Origin of the sequence: [Bacillus] caldolyticus, assembly GCF_003595605.1 — a bacterium.
In the GTDB taxonomy this organism is placed as follows: Bacteria; Bacillota; Bacilli; order Bacillales; family Anoxybacillaceae; genus Geobacillus; species Geobacillus thermoleovorans.
Genome location: NZ_CP025074.1, coordinates 2,131,400 through 2,148,769, shown reverse-complemented (window position 1 = coordinate 2,148,769; position 17,370 = coordinate 2,131,400). Strand labels below are relative to the sequence as shown.

General features: G+C 54.9%; 16 protein-coding genes. 1 reads left to right on the top strand and 15 read right to left on the bottom strand.

What is annotated here, in order from left to right; genetic code table 11:
- Positions 1-19: 19 nt before the first annotated feature.
- The 12 genes from prmC to CWI35_RS11120 all read right to left on the bottom strand — a co-directional run bounded on the left by prmC (position 20) and on the right by CWI35_RS11120 (position 10,581).
- Entirely contained in the window at positions 20-901 is an 882-nt protein-coding gene (prmC, locus tag CWI35_RS11175) for a peptide chain release factor N(5)-glutamine methyltransferase (RefSeq protein ID WP_025039040.1), read from the bottom strand.
- Positions 891-1,967, bottom strand: a complete 1,077-nt coding sequence (gene prfA / locus CWI35_RS11170) for a peptide chain release factor 1 (protein WP_011232845.1) — start codon at positions 1,965-1,967, stop codon at positions 891-893. Before prfA ends, prmC begins: the two co-directional genes overlap by 11 nt.
- 95 nt (positions 1,968-2,062) lie before the next feature.
- Positions 2,063-2,503: a hypothetical protein gene (locus CWI35_RS11165; protein ID WP_119877732.1), complete on the bottom strand. Its 441-nt coding sequence runs from the start codon at positions 2,501-2,503 to the stop codon at positions 2,063-2,065.
- A 135-nt stretch (positions 2,504-2,638) separates the two neighbouring features.
- Complete coding sequence (locus tag CWI35_RS11160; protein WP_014196961.1) at positions 2,639-2,821, bottom strand: hypothetical protein; 183 nt, start codon at positions 2,819-2,821, stop codon at positions 2,639-2,641.
- Positions 2,822-2,838: 17 nt separating this feature from the next.
- Positions 2,839-3,462, bottom strand: coding sequence for a thymidine kinase (locus CWI35_RS11155; protein ID WP_074042862.1), 624 nt, complete (start codon positions 3,460-3,462; stop codon positions 2,839-2,841).
- 163 nt (positions 3,463-3,625) lie between these two features.
- On the bottom strand, positions 3,626-3,826 hold the full coding sequence (rpmE, locus tag CWI35_RS11150) for a 50S ribosomal protein L31 (protein ID WP_011232848.1): 201 nt from the start codon (positions 3,824-3,826) through the stop codon (positions 3,626-3,628).
- 257 nt (positions 3,827-4,083) lie between these two features.
- On the bottom strand, positions 4,084-5,358 hold the full coding sequence (rho, locus tag CWI35_RS11145) for a transcription termination factor Rho (protein ID WP_119877731.1): 1,275 nt from the start codon (positions 5,356-5,358) through the stop codon (positions 4,084-4,086).
- A 252-nt stretch (positions 5,359-5,610) separates the two neighbouring features.
- Positions 5,611-6,573: a class II fructose-bisphosphatase gene (glpX, locus tag CWI35_RS11140; protein ID WP_011232850.1), complete on the bottom strand. Its 963-nt coding sequence runs from the start codon at positions 6,571-6,573 to the stop codon at positions 5,611-5,613.
- Positions 6,574-6,607: 34 nt separating this feature from the next.
- A complete protein-coding gene (locus CWI35_RS11135; protein ID WP_011232851.1) occupies positions 6,608-7,894 on the bottom strand; it encodes a UDP-N-acetylglucosamine 1-carboxyvinyltransferase in 1,287 nt (428 codons plus the stop codon).
- Between the two features lie 132 nt (positions 7,895-8,026).
- Positions 8,027-8,668, bottom strand: coding sequence for a fructose-6-phosphate aldolase (gene fsa, locus CWI35_RS11130; protein WP_011232852.1), 642 nt, complete (start codon positions 8,666-8,668; stop codon positions 8,027-8,029).
- Between the two features lie 478 nt (positions 8,669-9,146).
- Entirely contained in the window at positions 9,147-10,010 is an 864-nt protein-coding gene (locus CWI35_RS11125) for a class II fructose-bisphosphate aldolase (protein WP_011232853.1), read from the bottom strand.
- 208 nt (positions 10,011-10,218) lie between these two features.
- A complete protein-coding gene (locus CWI35_RS11120; protein WP_013146624.1) occupies positions 10,219-10,581 on the bottom strand; it encodes a response regulator in 363 nt (120 codons plus the stop codon).
- Between the two features lie 123 nt (positions 10,582-10,704).
- Here CWI35_RS11120 and CWI35_RS11115 point away from each other — a divergent pair, with 123 nt between their 5' ends.
- Complete coding sequence (locus CWI35_RS11115) at positions 10,705-11,226, top strand: DUF2529 domain-containing protein (RefSeq protein WP_011232855.1); 522 nt, start codon at positions 10,705-10,707, stop codon at positions 11,224-11,226.
- Positions 11,227-11,407: 181 nt separating this feature from the next.
- Here CWI35_RS11115 and CWI35_RS11110 read toward each other — a convergent pair whose 3' ends face one another.
- The 3 genes from CWI35_RS11110 to icmF all read right to left on the bottom strand — a co-directional run bounded on the left by CWI35_RS11110 (position 11,408) and on the right by icmF (position 17,370).
- Entirely contained in the window at positions 11,408-13,003 is a 1,596-nt protein-coding gene (locus CWI35_RS11110) for a CTP synthase (protein ID WP_011232856.1), read from the bottom strand.
- Positions 13,004-13,163: 160 nt separating this feature from the next.
- Positions 13,164-13,721: a DNA-directed RNA polymerase subunit delta gene (rpoE, locus tag CWI35_RS11105; RefSeq protein WP_011232857.1), complete on the bottom strand. Its 558-nt coding sequence runs from the start codon at positions 13,719-13,721 to the stop codon at positions 13,164-13,166.
- A 388-nt stretch (positions 13,722-14,109) separates the two neighbouring features.
- Entirely contained in the window at positions 14,110-17,370 is a 3,261-nt protein-coding gene (gene icmF / locus CWI35_RS11100) for a fused isobutyryl-CoA mutase/GTPase IcmF (RefSeq protein WP_011232858.1), read from the bottom strand.

Genomic DNA, 17,370 nt, shown 5'->3' with positions numbered 1-17,370 from the left:
CGTTTTTAAACCTATCAATCTAACACGTTTTCCCGTTTTTCGGCCTCGTCATGTACACCATTCGGTCTTTGCCGTTGAGGTCAAAATCGACTTCCACTGCGGCTTCTGGAAACGCTGCGGCCAAGAGCGCCGCCACTGCTTCCCCTTGCCCGGCGCCGACTTCAAAAGCGGCAAGCGCCGGCGCGCCGAGCACAAGCGGCAGCTCGCGGGCGAAGCGGCGGTAAAAATCGAGCCCATCGCGGCCGCCAAAGAGCGCCGTGTGCGGCTCATAGTTTTTGACGACCGGGGAAAGCATAGCGGCGTCCGTCTCTGGAATGTACGGCGGATTGGAAACGACGACATCGACCGTCCACCCCATGGCCATGATCGGCTGCAGCAAATCGCCGCACAAAAATGAAACGTTCGCCCCGAGCCGCCGGGCGTTTTCACGGGCGACCGCGAGCGCCGCTTCGGAAATATCGGTTGCGGTCACCGACAACGCTTTGTTCTCCAGCGCCAATGTCACGGCGATCGCCCCGCTGCCAGTGCCGACGTCAACGACATCGATCCGCTTCCGACCAGCAAATAGACGCGGCACCCGCTTTAGGACGCCAAGCACCAGTTCTTCCGTTTCCGGGCGCGGGATTAACACATGGCGATTGACAAGAAACAACCGGCCGTAAAACGATTCATAGCCGATCAAATATTGAATCGGCACATGGTCCACCGCATGGCGGCGCACATCGGCCGCAAATCGTTCATATACCGCTTCGTCGACCGGCTCGCGCCAACGGGCGAACAGCCCGGCCCGATCGGTGCGCAAATGGTGGCACAATAGCCACTCCGCCGCCCGCTCCTCTTTTCCGTGGGCGCGCAAAAAAGAAGAAGCCCAGGCGAGGACTTCATGTACGTTACGACGCATCGTTCGCTTGCTCCAATTTTTTCGCCTGATCGTCCAAAATGAGCGCCTCGATGATTTCATCCAAATGCCCATCGAGCACTTGATCGAGCTTTTGGATCGTCAATCCGATGCGGTGGTCCGTGACGCGGTTTTGCGGGAAGTTGTACGTCCGGATGCGCTCGGAACGGTCGCCGGTGCCGACTGCCTGCTTGCGCGTTTGGTCATATTCGGCGCGCGCTTCTTGCTGGTACTTGTCATAAATGCGGGCGCGCAATACTTTCATCGCTTTTTCTTTGTTTTTGATTTGCGATTTTTCGTCTTGGCACGTGACGACAATGCCGGTCGGAATATGGGTGAGGCGCACGGCCGACATTGTCGTGTTGACGCTTTGCCCACCCGGTCCGCTTGAGGCGAACGTGTCGACGCGAATGTCTTTTTCATTGATTTCGACTTCGATTTCTTCCATCTCCGGCAGGCAGGCGACCGTCGCCGTCGACGTATGGATGCGCCCGCCTGACTCCGTTTCCGGGACGCGCTGGACGCGGTGCGCGCCGTTTTCAAACTTCAGCTTTGAATACGCCCCTTTGCCGTTGATCATAAAAATGATTTCTTTATAGCCGCCGAGGCCGGTCGGGCTCGCTTCGATCACTTCCGTCTTCCACCCTTGCGATTCCGCATAGCGCGTATACATCCGGTACAAGTCGCCGGCAAACAGCGCCGCCTCTTCGCCGCCGGCGGCCGCGCGGATTTCCATAATGACGTTTTTCTCATCGTTCGGATCTTTCGGCAAAAGCAACACTTTCAGCTTTTCAACGAGCGCCTCTTCCCGTTCTTCCAGTTCGCCGATTTCCTCTTTCACCATCTCGCGCAGCTCCGGCTCCAGCTTTTCTTCGAGCATCGCTTTCGCTTCGGCCAGCTGCTCGCGAACCGATTTGTATTCGCGGTACGTTTGCACCGTTTCTTCCAAATCCGCTTGCTCTTTCGAATAATCGCGCAGCTTTTTCGGATCGTTGATGACGTCGGGGTCCATCAACAGTTCATTGAGCTTTTCATACCGTTGCTCCACAGCTTCCAACCGATCAAACACATCATTCACCTCTGTTTTTCCCACACAGTCTATTTTTAGATTATAGCATGAAATGAAGCCAAACAAAAACCCCCGCTTTTGGCAAGCGGGAGCTCTCAGTTGACGCGCACGATGATCTCGTATGTGGGGATCGCTTTTGTCAGCAACTTGTCAATGCGTTGCGCCTCGCGCTGCCGCTCCTCGTCAGACAGCTCTTCCGGTGCATCAACGGTCACATACATATTGCCGCCGTGAAACCAAACGGAAACGGGGCGATAGTCGGTGTGCCGCTCGATCAGCTGCATTGCTTTGCGCGTATCGGCGCGCTGATTTTCGCTTCCTTCGGTCAAACTGATGAAGTTCGGATTTTGCCGCGTTTTTTCCGGATCGTCAAAGTTGTTGTACAAGTCGCGGTCGGCATCGATTTTCGGCCGTCCGTCCGTCATCAGCCGCGTGCCGTTTTTGTCTTCGCTTTGCTGGCGGTAGGACGGATGATCCGGAGCGAGCGAACAGGCCGAAAGCAGGAAGATCATTCCTAACAGCCAGATGCGTCTCATCCTTTTTCGCCTCCTTAGCTGTTAGGATGTCCATGATCGCCCGTCAATGATACACGGCAAGCCATAAATCTTTCTGCCATCATTCGTCTATTTTGCGGCGAACGAACAAAAGGGGCAGCCTAGTCAAGCGAACGATCAATGATGAACGAGCCGCATGCCAAACGCTTTTTCCTCCCATAGCGAATGGACGCACGAGACGGGCGAGAATGATGGCGCCGCTTCCGCCCTTCTCGGTCGGCGAAACATACGAATATGCACCGTTTCCATCAACGATGGCTGCGCTTCGCCACTTGGCCGATGAAAGCGGCCAAACAACATCCGTGACCGCCTCACCATCACTCACCCGTATGTCCAGCAAGCGGGCGGTTGTATCGCTTTTTCGGTTTGCCAGGCACTTCATGGTGATGGCGGCAGCGAGGCTCGTACGCCTCGCTGGCGCCGACGAGAATCACCGGATCGTCATAAGAGGCGGGCGCACCGTTAATGAGCCGCTGCGTCCGGCTGGCCGGGGAACCGCATACCGTGCAAACCGCCTGCAGCTTCGTCACCGACTCCGCGATCGCCATCAGCGCCGGCACGGGGCCAAACGGTTCGCCGCGAAAATCTTGGTCAAGCCCAGCGGCGATGACGCGGTAGCCGCAATCAGCGAGCGTTTGCACCACATCGATGATGTCATCGGAAAAAAACTGTACTTCATCGATGGCGACGACGTCGGTGGCGGCGGAAATGTAGCGGAACATCTCTGCCGGCGTCGCGACCGGAATGGCGATCACCGAATTGCCGTTGTGCGACACGACTGCGTCTTCGCTATAACGATTGTCGATCGTCGGTTTGAACACTTTCACTTCCTGCTTGGCAAACTGAGCGCGGCGGACGCGGCGAATCAATTCTTCTGATTTGCCGGAAAACATGCATCCACAAATGACCTCAAGCCAGCCGGACTGCGTCATCACGTACATTGGGGCCTCTCCTTTCACACAACACTGTCCTCAAACCATCGGCCGCTCCTTGCCGTCTGCCATCGCGACGATCAGCGGGATCAGCCTTGTAAGCAACCGGCCTTCCATCTGCTCTCACGAAAAAGCAGGCAAGTTTCGCTTGCCTGCTTTCGTCACGTCCTTGTTACTTAAGGCCGTATTTTTTATTGAATTTATCCACGCGGCCCGCTGCCGTAACAAATTTTTGTTTGCCCGTGAAGAACGGATGGCATTCCGAGCAAATCTCCACGCGCAGCTCGTCTTTGACCGAACCGCTTTCGAATTCGTTGCCGCATGCGCAACGGACGATGACTTTTTTGTACTCTGGATGGATGCCTTGTTTCATCGTTTTCATCTCCTTCCGCCCTGTATCTTATCGAAACAGAGTGATTCGTAGCATGGAACGCTTCATGCTTATGCGCGCCCGCCCGTTTGGCAAGGCGCAGCGCATGGAACAGCTGGGACTCCACCGAAGCGAACCCAGCCGGTGCAAATCACGGATCGCACAAACCAAAAGGCGATAGCCAAAACACACATGTTAAGATTATAACAGCTTTTCTGTCAGTTTGCAACGGGCGATTCGCGGCAAATTCCGCCAACTGCCTACAGACGGGGCGGGCCGCCCTGTTTCCACTCCTGATCGAGCAAGGCGAAAAACTCTTCGTTTGACTTCGTCCGGCGCAATTTGTTCAAAAACCGCTCGATAAAGTCGGGCGAATCGGCCATCGTTTTGCGGATCGCCCACAGCTTTTCCAAATGTTCTTTCGGGATGAGCAGCTCCTCTTTGCGCGTTCCCGAGCGGCGAATGTCAATCGCCGGAAAAATGCGGCGCTCGGCGAGCGAGCGGTCAAGATGGAGCTCCATGTTGCCGGTGCCTTTAAATTCCTCGTAAATGACGTCATCCATGCGCGACCCGGTGTCAATGAGGGCGGTCGCCAAAATCGTCAAGCTGCCGCCTTCTTCGATGTTGCGCGCCGCGCCGAAAAACCGCTTCGGGCGATGAAACGCCGCTGGGTCGATCCCTCCTGAGAGCGTGCGTCCGCTCGGCGGAATGACCAAGTTGTACGCCCGGGCGAGGCGGGTGATGCTGTCCATTAAAATGACGACGTCACGCTTATGCTCAACTAATCGCATCGCCCGTTCTAAGACAAGCTCGGCCACTTTAATATGGTTTTCCGGCACCTCATCAAACGTCGAGCTGACGACATCGCCTTGCACCGACCGCTCGATGTCGGTCACTTCTTCCGGCCGTTCGTCAATGAGCAAGACGATCAACTCGACATCCGGGTGGTTTGTGGTGATGCTGTTGGCAATTTCCTTCAGCAGCATCGTCTTGCCAGCTTTCGGCGGCGCGACGATCAACCCGCGCTGGCCAAAGCCGACGGGAGCGATCAAGTCGATGATGCGGGTCGACAGCTTGTCCGGCGTTGTCTCCAGCTTCATTTGCCGATTCGGGTAAAGCGGCGTCAACGCTGGAAAGTGAACGCGCTCCTTGGCGACTTCCGGGTCTTCGCCGTTGACCGCTTCGACATGAAGCAAGCCGAAGTAGCGTTCATTTTCTTTCGGCGGCCGCACTTTGCCGGATACTTTATCCCCGTTGCGCAAATCAAAACGGCGGATTTGGGAAGCGGAAATGTAAATGTCTTCCGAGCTCGGGGAATAGTTGATCGGGCGCAAAAAGCCGAATCCTTCCGACGGAATGATTTCGAGGATGCCTTCCATGAAAAAGAGGCCGTCTTGTTCGGCACGCGCTTTCAAAATCGCAAAAATAAGCTCCTTTTTCGTCAACTTGCTGTAGTATGAAATTTTGTATTGCCTGGCGAGCTCATACAGCTCCTTCAATTTCATGTTTTCTAGTGCTGCTAACGTTAATTCCATCTTGACACCACACTTTGCAAATTTTCCTATTCTCCCATCGTTCGTGTTCGGACGTATTGGTCATCAATTCGACAGGCGAAGGGATTCATTTCGAAGATGATGAAGGCTGAAATGAAATAAAGAAGTAGAATGGCAGAGCTTATTTTTGCATAAGCAACACGACTATTTTACCCTTTTTTCTTCTTTTTAATCAATATTTTTTTGTTTTTCCGAGCCAGGCGCGGCTCCGGCGCCCGGCCGGATGGTAGGATATCATTTGATGACTAAGTTCGGTTTTTTCTTCAAACTGTGCCGCCCTTCGATGAAGCGGACCGTGCCGGACTTGGCCCGCATGACGACGGAGTGGGTGAGGCCGTACGCCCCTTTCAGCCGCACGCCGCGCAACAGCTCGCCGTCGGTGACGCCGGTGGCGGCAAAAATCGCGTCGTCTCCTTTCACCAAATCGTCCATGCGCAGCACTTTGTTGACGTCAATGCCCATTTGTTTGCACCGCTCGACTTCATCGTCGTTTTGCGGCAGCAACTTCCCTTGCAGTTCGCCGCCAAGGCATTTCAACGCGACCGCCGCGAGCACTCCTTCCGGCGCGCCGCCCGAGCCGAACAAAATGTCAACGCCGGTATGGTCAAACGCCGTGTTAATGGCGGCGGCGACATCGCCGTCATTGATGAGCTTAATGCGGGCGCCGGCTTCACGCAGCTCATGAATGAGACGCTCATGGCGCGGACGGTTGAGAACAACCGCGACGACGTCTTCAATATCTTTGTTTTTCGCCTTCGCCACCGCCTTTAAATTGTCGATGATCGGCGCCTCAATGTCAATCATCCCGACCGCTTCCGGCCCGACGGCGATTTTCTCCATGTACATGTCCGGCGCGTGAAGCAGATGGCCGTGGTCAGCGACAGCGACGACAGCCAAGGCGTTCCATCCCCCGGAAGCGACGATGTTCGTCCCTTCAAGCGGGTCGACAGCGACATCGACGCGCGGGCCATAGCCGTTGCCGAGCTTTTCCCCGATATACAGCATCGGCGCTTCGTCCATTTCCCCTTCGCCGATGACGACGGTGCCTTTCATCGGCACGGTGTCAAACACGTCGCGCATCGCCGACGTCGCGGCGTCATCAGCCTCATTCTTTTTCCCGCGCCCCATCCAGCGGGCGGCGGCAAGCGCCGCCGCTTCGGTGACGCGCACGAGTTCCATCGATAAGCTTCGTTCCATCGTCGTTCTCCCCTTCCCCTTTGTCGACTGGACGTTACGCGTTTTTCACTTGCTCGATTTCTTCATCGGTCATTTTTTCGCGCCAAATGGTGGCGCCGATGTCAGACAGTTTTTCGACGAGGTTGCTGTAGCCGCGGTCGATATGCTCGACGCCGGTGATCTCCGTCACTCCTTCAGCCATCAGCCCGGCAATGACAAGCGCCGCCCCGGCGCGCAAATCGCTCGCCTTCACTTTCGCCCCTTGCAGTTTGACGGGGCCGGTGACGATGGCTGAGCGGCCTTCGACTTTTACATTGGCGTTCATGCGCCGCAATTCATCGACATGCTTGAAGCGGGCGCTGTAAATCGTGTCGGTGACGACGCTTGTGCCGTTGGCTTTTGTCAGCAGCGCGGTAAACGGCTGCTGCAGATCAGTTGGGAAGCCCGGATAGACGAGCGTCTTGACGTCAACCGCTTTCAAAACGTCGGTGCCGCAGACGAGAATTTGATCTTCCCCCGTCTCCACGCGCACCCCCATTTCGCGCAATTTGGCCGTCAGCGATTCAACGTGCTGCGGGATGACGTTGTCGACGACGACTTCGCCATTGGTGGCCGCGGCGGCGATCATGTACGTCCCGGCTTCGATCCGATCCGGGATGATGGCATGGCGGCAGCCCGATAATTTTTCGACGCCGTCAATGCGGATCACATCGGTGCCGGCTCCTTTGATTTTCGCGCCCATATTCGAAAGCAATGTCGCGACATCGATGATTTCCGGCTCTTTCGCCGCATTTTCGATAATCGTCCGCCCTTTGGCGCGCACCGCCGCCAGCATGATGTTGATCGTCGCGCCGACGCTGACGACGTCCAAAAAAATGCGGGCTCCGCGCAGTTCCTCCGCGCGCAAGTAAATGGCGCCCTGCTCGTTCGTTACGGTGGCTCCCAGCGCCTCAAACCCTTTGATATGCTGGTCAATCGGGCGCGGACCGAGATGACATCCGCCCGGCAAGCCGACAACCGCTCTTTTGAAGCGGCCAAGCATCGCCCCCATCAAATAGTAGGAGGCGCGCAGCTTTTTCACCTTCCCATTTGGAAGCGGCATGGACACCATATTCGTTGGGTCGATGACCGCCTCTTTGCCGTCAAACGAAAACGAGCCGCCGATTTCTTCGATCAAGCTTCCTAAAATGTGCACGTCGGAAATGTCCGGCAACCCCTCGATCGTCACCGGCGAATCGGCCAAAATCGCTGCAGGAATCAAAGCGACCGCGCTGTTTTTCGCACCGCTCACTTTGATCGTTCCCCGCAGCCGATCTCCGCCGATAATTTTCATTTTATCCATCGTCGTCTCCCTTCTTTGCTCGGAAGTTGGCTTCACCCCTGGGACGAAAAAGCAAAGCCGGGCGGGCTCATCACGTCCGGCCTGAACGCGGCAGAGCGAGCCCGCTTCACCCAAGAGGCAAACGGCTTACTTTCATTTTTGCCGATTCCAGTCGGCGAGAAACTTCTCAATTCCTTGATCAGTCAGCGGATGGTTGAACAATTGCATAAGCACCTTGTACGGAACCGTGGCAATATGCGCCCCGCGCAACGCCGCTTCTGTCACATGGTGCGGATGGCGGATCGAAGCGGCGATGATTTCCGTTTCAATGCCATGAATGTTGAAAATCTCAGCGATGGTAGAAATGAGCTCTAAACCGTTATGGCCGATGTCATCGAGGCGGCCGAGGAACGGAGAGACGTACGTCGCGCCGGCGCGTGCGGCCAAGAGCGCCTGGTTGGCGGTGAACACAAGCGTCACATTCGTTTGAATCCCTTTTTCGCTGAACGCCTTGACTGCTTTTAAGCCTTCCGGCGTCATCGGCACTTTGATCGTAATGTTCGGGGCGATTTTCGCCAGCTCTTCGCCTTCCGCGATCATGCCAGCGGCGTCGGTCGAAATGACTTCAGCGCTCACCGAACCAGAAACGATCGATGTAATTTCGCGCAACCGATCATGGAACGATACGTTCTCCTTCGCCACGAGGCTTGGGTTGGTCGTGACGCCGGCCAAAATGCCGAGTTCATGGGCGTGTTTGATTTCTTCCAAGTTGGCAGTGTCGATAAAAAATTTCATCCTATTTCGCGCAGGAGACTCCCACTTCAACGACCAAAGGGAGTAAGTGGGAGAGGAATGCGCGTTCCCCCTTTCTTTTGTGTATGATAGAATAAAGGCGTGGAGAAAACCGTTCAATAAAGGCACTCCAATCACGGCTACTCGATGTATGGAGTTGGTTACAGAAAACGTTGTAACCGTAAAACATCGAGCGTAGGTCCGTCTGTTGTGTGTGGAAGCCAAGTACTGCCAACAGACACACCGAGAGAATCGGTAACGATGCAGGCATGACCTGCGTCGTTGGGTAGTCGTCAACCTGCCCCCTGATGCAACCCCAAGTCAAGGAAGGAGGACGAAGTCCGTTTGCACTTCTGGGGAGTTGCAAGCCCCCACTTCAAGCGTTAGCGAAGTGGGGGTAGTTGACGCTGAACCCTCCTTGTTATTCGTTGCACATGCAAAGGCAGCCGCGCGGCGGCCAAACGCCGCCCGCGAAGCCGATTCATCGCGCCGCTTTTCCGGACGAGCCAAACTCGCGCATTTTGCCGATGACCGTCGCTTTGATGGCGTCGCGGCCCGGGCCGATGATTTTGCGCGGATCATAGACGTTCGGGTCTTTCGCGAGCAGTTCGCGGACGACTTTGGTAAACGCCATTTGGTTTTCGGTATTGACGTTGATTTTCGATGTGCCAAGGGAGATCGCGCGTTGAATTTGTTCGGTCGGAATGCCGGTGCCGCCGTGGAGCACAAGCGGAACGCCGGTTAAATCGCGGATTTGCTCCATTTCGGCAAATCCGAGCTTCGGCTCTCCTTTGTACGGGCCGTGCACAGAACCGAGCGCCGGGGCAAGACAGTCGACGCCTGTCCGTTTGACAAGCTCTTCGCACTCTTTCGGGTCGGCGTAAATGATCCCTTCTCCGACGACGTCGTCTTCCTGCCCGCCGACGATGCCGAGCTCCGCTTCGACCGAAACACCGCGCGCATGAGCATATTCAACGACTTGCGAGGTGATGCGGACGTTTTCTTCAAATGGATGGTGGGAGGCGTCAATCATAACCGAGGTGAACCCGGCGTCAATCGCCGCTTTGCATTTTTCAAAGCTCGATCCATGGTCGAGATGGATGGCGACCGGAACGGTGATGTTCATGTCTTCCATTAACCCTTTGACCATATTGACGACCGTTTTGAATCCGCTCATATAGCGGGCCGCCCCTTCGGAGACGCCGAGAATGACCGGCGATTTTTCCTCTTCGGCCGCCGCTAAAATGGCTTGTGTCCATTCCAAGTTGTTAATGTTAAATTGACCGACCGCGTATTTGCCGCGCAGCGCCTCGTTGAGCATCTCTTTCATCGATACTAACGGCATGGTTCCATCCTCCTTAGCTGATCGTCGTCTTTGTCGCCCTGGCGGTGACTGGGTCCACAGGCGCAAAATCCATCTACGTTATAAGCATACCAACTTGCCGGCAAAACGGCAACATTTCCACCCTTTATTCTCCTAAAGACGACAGCGTCATCAATGTCCATCGATGCGCTTTCTTTGCCAAAGGAAAGCCGCTCGTCGATGGCGCTGTCTAGGCGGTAATGTATTTTTTGACGGCAACGCGCAAATCGTCAATATCAAACGGCTTGGCAAAATGCATCAGCGCCCCGAGCTCTTTCGTTTCTTGAATCATATCGAGCTCCCCGTAGGCGGTCATGATGATCACCTTAATATCCGGATCAATCTCTTTCAACCGTTTTAAAATTTCAATGCCGTCCATGCCAGGAATTTTCATATCAAGAAGCACAAGATCGGGGTGATGTTTGCGGGCGATTTCGAGCGCCTGCATGCCGTTGGCGGCCTGATACGTTACATACCCCTCCCGCTGAAACACTTCGTTGAGCAAAATGCGGATGCCATACTGGTCGTCGACAATCAAAATTTTGTTTCCCACAGTTATGCACCTCTATTCCCTGTTTTCTCCCTATTAATGTTTCGCATTTGGCAAACCCATTTCCTGCTTGCTTTTCTTGTTGTTTGCCGATTTTGTATAATAGCGGCGAAGGGAGGCCGAACCGTGAAAATTTTAACGACGCAAACGATCGGATTGTTGCAAAAAATCGCCGCGGATGAAGAGCTGGCGCTCGAAGACGGGGCGCGTCTGCTCGCTCAGGCCGCCATCGGTGATGGGCGCATTTGGCTGTATGGCATAGGTGAACTCGATGCGGTCGTCACCGCCGCGCTTCTTGGCCCCGATCCGCTCCCGAAAGCCAAACGGCTTGAGCCGACAGCAACCGATGACTGGCAGGAAACGGACCGAGCGCTTCTATTTGCCCGCTTTTCCGCCGATCCTGAGGCCATTCGCCTCGTCGAACAGCTGCAGGCGCACGGCGTTGATGCAGTGGCCGTCGCGGCGCTCGTCAAGGATGAACCCGGACTGGCCGATATGGCCACCGTCTTTATCGACAGCAAACTTTCCCGCCCGCTCGTGCCGACCGAAGACGGCCGCCGCATCGGCATGCCGACGATCATCACCGCTTCATTCATCTACTACGGACTGCGCGTTTTGCTCGATGAAATTTTGGCGGAATATGAATAACAGCCGCCATGAAAGCGAGCGCTCTCCGACCGGCCAAAGGCAAAGAGGTATAGAAACCGCCCAAAAAACGGCGCCTGATCAATGGGCATCGTGCTTGACAAGATGAAAAATATCCAAAAAAGAAAGGGGGCTGAACCCAAAAGGCCGTTCTACGGCTTTTTTTGGGACAGCCCCTTTTTCGTCACTCTTTCAGCGACGCTCTGACAAACTCGCGGAACAGCGGCTGCGGCCGCGTCGGGCGCGAGGTGAATTCCGGATGGAATTGCGCGGCGACGAACCACGGATGATCCTTGAGTTCGATCACTTCAACCAACCGTCCGTCCGGACTCGTGCCGGAAAAGACGAAGCCGTGCTCTTCCATGATCGGCCGGTATTGGTTGTTGAATTCGTACCGATGGCGATGGCGCTCGTAAATGACTTCATCGCCGTAGGCGGCGTAGGCAAGCGTCCCTTCCTGCAGCTTGCACGGATACAAGCCGAGGCGGAGCGTGCCGCCTAAATCTTCGACATCCTTCTGCTCCGGAAGCAAGTCGATGATCGGATGCGGCGTGTTCGGGTCAAACTCGGACGAATGGGCGCCGGACAACCCGACAACATGGCGAGCAAATTCAATCGAGGCGAGCTGCATTCCTAAGCAAATGCCCAAAAACGGCACGCGCTGCTCGCGGGCGTAGCGGATCGCCTCAATCTTCCCTTCGACCCCGCGGTCGCCGAACCCGCCCGGAACCAAAATGCCGTCCGCATCTTTCAACAGGTCGGCTACATTGTCACGCGTCACATGCTCAGCATTGATCCACTGAATATCAATGTCGGTGTCAAACGCATACCCCGCATGACGGAGCGCCTCAACAACAGAAATATAGGCGTCCGGAAGCTCGACGTATTTGCCAACCAAAGCGATTTTCGTCGTTTTCGATAAGTTGCGCACTTTCTCGACGAGCGCCTTCCATTCGGTCATATCCGCTTCGCGGCAGTTGAGGCGCAAATGTTCGCACACGATTTGGTCCAGTTTTTGTTCTTGAAGCATAAGCGGGACCGCATACAGCGTGTCGGCATCGCGCGCCTCGATGACCGCTTTCGGATCGATGTCGCAAAAGAGGGCGATTTTCTCTTTCATTTCCTGCGGCATCGGCATTTCCGTGCGCACGACGATGACGTTTGGCTGAATGCCGAGGCTGCGCAATTCTTTCACGCTGTGCTGCGTCGGCTTCGTTTTCATTTCCCCAGCCGCCTTGATGTACGGTACGAGCGTGCAGTGGATGTACATGACGTTTTCGCGTCCAACATCGCTTTTGATTTGGCGGATCGCTTCTAAAAACGGAAGCGATTCAATATCGCCGACCGTGCCGCCGATCTCCGTAATGACGACATCGGCGTTCGTCTCTCTTCCGGCCCGGAAGACGCGCTCTTTAATTTCGTTGGTAATGTGCGGAATGACTTGCACCGTGCCGCCTAGGTAATCGCCGCGGCGCTCTTTGCGGATGACGGCGGAATAAATTTTTCCTGTCGTCACGTTGCTGTATTTGTTTAAATTAATATCGATGAACCGTTCATAATGCCCTAAATCCAGATCCGTCTCTGCACCGTCGTCCGTGACGAACACCTCGCCGTGCTGATACGGGCTCATCGTCCCTGGGTCGACGTTAATGTACGGGTCAAACTTTTGGATCGTCACGTTCAACCCGCGGTTTTTCAACAAACGTCCAAGCGAAGCCGCCGTAATCCCTTTCCCGAGTGAGGAAACAACGCCGCCCGTCACAAAAATGTATTTCGTCATTTTGTCTTCCCCCTTGCCGAAATTGCGGTAACAGTTTCAGTGTTTGCGAAAGGCGCAAATAAAAAACGCTCCGCTTACCGTACGTAAGGGAGCGATCGATTTGTTCGTTTTCAAGAGCCCAACACACATTGTACCGGGTTCCCCTGGCAAAGTCAAGCGGTTATTCGTCTTCGTCCGGCTCTTCGAGATCAAGCTCTTCATCAAGCGGCGCATCGTCCAGCTCAAACTCTTCATCGCCGAGAATGTCATCGTCAAACGCGACGTCTTCGTCCAGATCGAATTCTTCATCTTCCAAGAGCTCGTCTTCATCAAGCTCGAGCTCTTCCCCATCATATTCATCCAAATCGTCGTAATCGAGATCTTCATCTTCAAGCAACTCATCGTATTCATCGTATTCATCGTCAAGCGCTTTTTTCTTCTTCTTCGGCTTGACGATCGTCACCGTTTCGTCTTCTGTCTGGTCAAACGGATACCATGCGCGCAATCCCCAGACGTTTTCCCCAACGCAAATAAACCGGCCGTCGATGTTTAAATCGGTGTAATATTGGGCCAGCCGCGCCTCCATCTCTTCTTCCGATATGCCGGCCAGCGCTGCTGCTTCACGAACGAGTTGATCAAACGGCAGCGCCTCCCGCTTGTCAAGCAAAATGAGGTTCGCCAGCTCGACGAACGACATCTCCTGCAATTCCTCCGGCGAGTATTGCTGCTGCAGGCTCAAGTTCAGCACTCCCCTTCTATATTAATGAAACAAATGAATGCAAGTGGAATACATACCATTCATTATAAACAAATTGTCGGGGTTTATGCTACCCATTTGCCGAAAAAAGCAAAGGAGGGCAGCCCTGCGGCGAGGGCGGCCCTCCTTCCGATTCCGACATATCCGTTGTCACAATCACCTTTGTTCACACCGCTCCACTTTTTCCTTACGAAGCCCATTCGTCTTGATCTTTTGGCCCAATCCGCGTTCCGTTCGTTTCGCCTCCGGCGGGCCAGTACGCCAACAGCCGCTGCCCATCATTCTACCGATCTGCTAAAGTTCAACGGGCCGTTGTCCATTGTGATCAAGGGCGCCCATCGAAAGCAGAAAACAACGAAACTCCCTCGAATTACATATTCCGCCGGTATTGTCCGCCGACTTCGTACAAGGCGCGGGTGATTTGTCCAAGGCTGGCGACTTTCACCGTTTCCATCAATTCTTCGAAAATGTTGCCGCCGCTTGTCGCCACTTGCTTCAGCCGTTCGAGCGCCGGGCCGGCTTTGTCTTTGTTCCGCTCTTGGAATTCGCGCAAGTTGCGGATTTGCGTCTCTTTTTCTTCATACGTCGCCCGGGCGAGCTGGATGTTGTTCAGTTCGTCCTCTGACGGCGGATTCGGGTTCAAGAACGTGTTGACGCCGATGATCGGCAGTTCGCCGGTATGTTTTTTCGTTTCATAGTAAAGTGATTCGTCTTGAATTTTGCCGCGCTGGTATTGCATCTCCATCGCCCCGAGCACGCCGCCGCGGTCGTTGAGCCGTTCAAACTCTTGCAACACCGCTTCTTCAACCAAATCGGTCAGCTCTTCAATGATGAACGACCCTTGGAGCGGGTTTTCGTTTTTGGTCAGGCCAAACTCTTTCGTGATAATGAGTTGGATCGCCATCGCCCGACGGACCGACTCTTCGGTCGGTGTCGTGATCGCTTCGTCATAGGCATTCGTATGCAGCGAGTTGCAGTTGTCATAAATCGCCAGAAGCGCCTGCAGCGTCGTGCGGATGTCGTTGAAATCGATCTCCTGCGCGTGCAATGAACGGCCGGACGTTTGGATATGGTATTTCAGTTTCTGGCTCCGTTCGTTGGCGCCGTATTTTTCGCGCATGACGATCGCCCAAATGCGGCGGGCGACGCGGCCGATGACCGAATACTCCGGATCGAGGCCGTTGCTGAAGAAAAACGACAAGTTCGGCGCAAAATCGTCAATGTGCATGCCGCGGCTCAAGTAATACTCGACATACGTAAAGCCGTTCGCAAGCGTAAACGCCAGCTGCGTGATCGGGTTCGCCCCCGCCTCGGCGATATGGTAGCCGGAGATCGACACCGAGTAGTAGTTGCGGACGCGGTGCTTGATGAAATACTCTTGAATGTCGCCCATCATTTTTAAGGCGAAATCGGTCGAGAAAATGCACGTGTTTTGCCCTTGGTCTTCCTTCAAAATATCGGCTTGAACCGTGCCGCGCACCGTTTGCAGCGTCCATTCCTTCACTTGTTCGTACTCTTCCGGCGTGAGCGGGCGGCCAAGCTCGGCTTCCTTTTTCTCGACTTGCTGGTCAATCGCCGTATTCATAAACATCGCCAGCAAAATCGGAGCCGGACCGTTGATCGTCATCGACACGGATGTGAGCGGGTCGCACAAGTCAAACCCTTTGTACAGCTTTTTCATATCATCAAGTGTACAGACGCTGACACCGCTTTCCCCGACTTTGCCGAAAATGTCCGGCCGGTAGTCCGGGTCTTCGCCATAGAGCGTCACGGAGTCGAACGCGGTGCTGAGCCGCTTCGCCTTGTCTTCTTTGCACAAGTAATGGAAGCGGCGGTTCGTGCGCTCCGGCGTCCCTTCGCCGGCAAACTGCCGTTTCGGGTCTTCGCCTTGGCGCTTGAACGGGAAGACGCCGGCCGTATACGGGAACGAGCCAGGGACGTTTTCTTTATACACCCAGCGCAAAATCTCTCCGTAGTCTTTGAATTTCGGCAAGACGACTTTCGGAATGTCCAAACCGGACAACGTTTTCGTCGTCAGTTCGGTGACAATTTCTTTGTCTCGCACTTTCGTAACAAATTGTTTTGCCGCATATTTCGCTTTCGTTTCTTCCCATGTCGCCAAAATGCGCTTCGATTCCGGCGTCAATTTCGCCTCATAATCCGCTTTGAGCGTCTCGAGCGCGCGGATCACGTCTTCCGCTTCGCCCCGTTCCTTCGCCGCTTCGATGGCCCCTTCGATTTGGAACAGGCGTCTTGCCACTTCGACTTGCTGCTCGGCGCGGCGGTGGTACGAGCGGACCGTTTCCGCGATTTCACGCAAATAGTAGCGGCGCTCGTTCGGGATGATGACATTATGCTTTTCGACATTGGCGACCGTTTTTAAGCTTGTTTTCCAATTCGTTCCTGCTTTTTTATTGATCGTATCCACAAGCGCGACAAAGAGCGTATTCGTGCCTGGGTCGTTAAACTGGCTGGCGATCGTGCCGTACACCGGCATTTCCGAAACATCGCGGTCAAACAGCTGGTGGCTGCGCTGATATTGTTTTTGCACTTGCCGTTTTGCGTCTTCTGACCCTTTGCGCTCGAATTTATTAATGACAATCAAATCGGCATAATCGATCATGTCGATTTTCTCAAGCTGCGTCGGCGCGCCGAACTCGCTTGTCATGACGTACATCGACACGTCGCACACTTCGGTAATGGCGGCGTCGCCTTGGCCGATCCCGCTCGTTTCAATGATGACAAGATCAAATCCGGCCGCTTTGACAACCGAAATGGCGTCGCGAATCGCCGGCGACAGTTCCGTGCGGGAATGGCGCGTCGCCAAGCTTCTCATGTAAACGCGCGGCGAGTTGATCGAGTTCATCCGGATGCGGTCGCCCAACAGCGCCCCGCCCGTTTTTTGCTTCGTCGGGTCGACTGACAAGATCGCGATTTTGATATCAGGAATTTCGTTTAAAAAGCGGCGGACGAGCTCATCGGTGAGCGAGCTTTTCCCAGCTCCGCCTGTGCCGGTGATGCCGAGCACCGGCACGCGCTTCTCGAGCGCCTTCACTTGTTCAATGGCGGCTTCCGCCGCCGCGGCCGCCTCTTTGTTTTCCCCCTCGGCGCGATATTCGCACAGCGTGATGAGCCGGGCGATCGCCTGCACATCGCCGGACGGAAGCCGCTCCAGTTCATCGGTCACCACCGTCACGGTCGGAAAATCGCACTCTTCAAGCATGACGTTGATCATCCCTTGCAAGCCGAGGCGTCGGCCGTCTTCCGGCGAGAAAATGCGGGCGATGCCATATTCGTGCAGCTCTTTGATTTCCCGCGGGATGATGACGCCGCCCCCGCCGCCGTAAATGCGGATATGGGACGCCCCCCGCTCTTGGAGCAGGTCGTACATATATTTAAAAAATTCCATATGCCCGCCTTGATACGAGGAGACGGCAATGCCTTGCACATCTTCCTGAATGGCGGCATTGACGATTTCCTCCACCGATCGGTTATGGCCTAAATGGATGACCTCGGCGCCGCTCGCCTGCAAAATGCGGCGCATAATGTTGATTGAGGCGTCATGGCCGTCAAACAAGCTCGATGCAGTCACAAAGCGGACGTGATGCTTCGGACGGTAAATGTGCGCCAT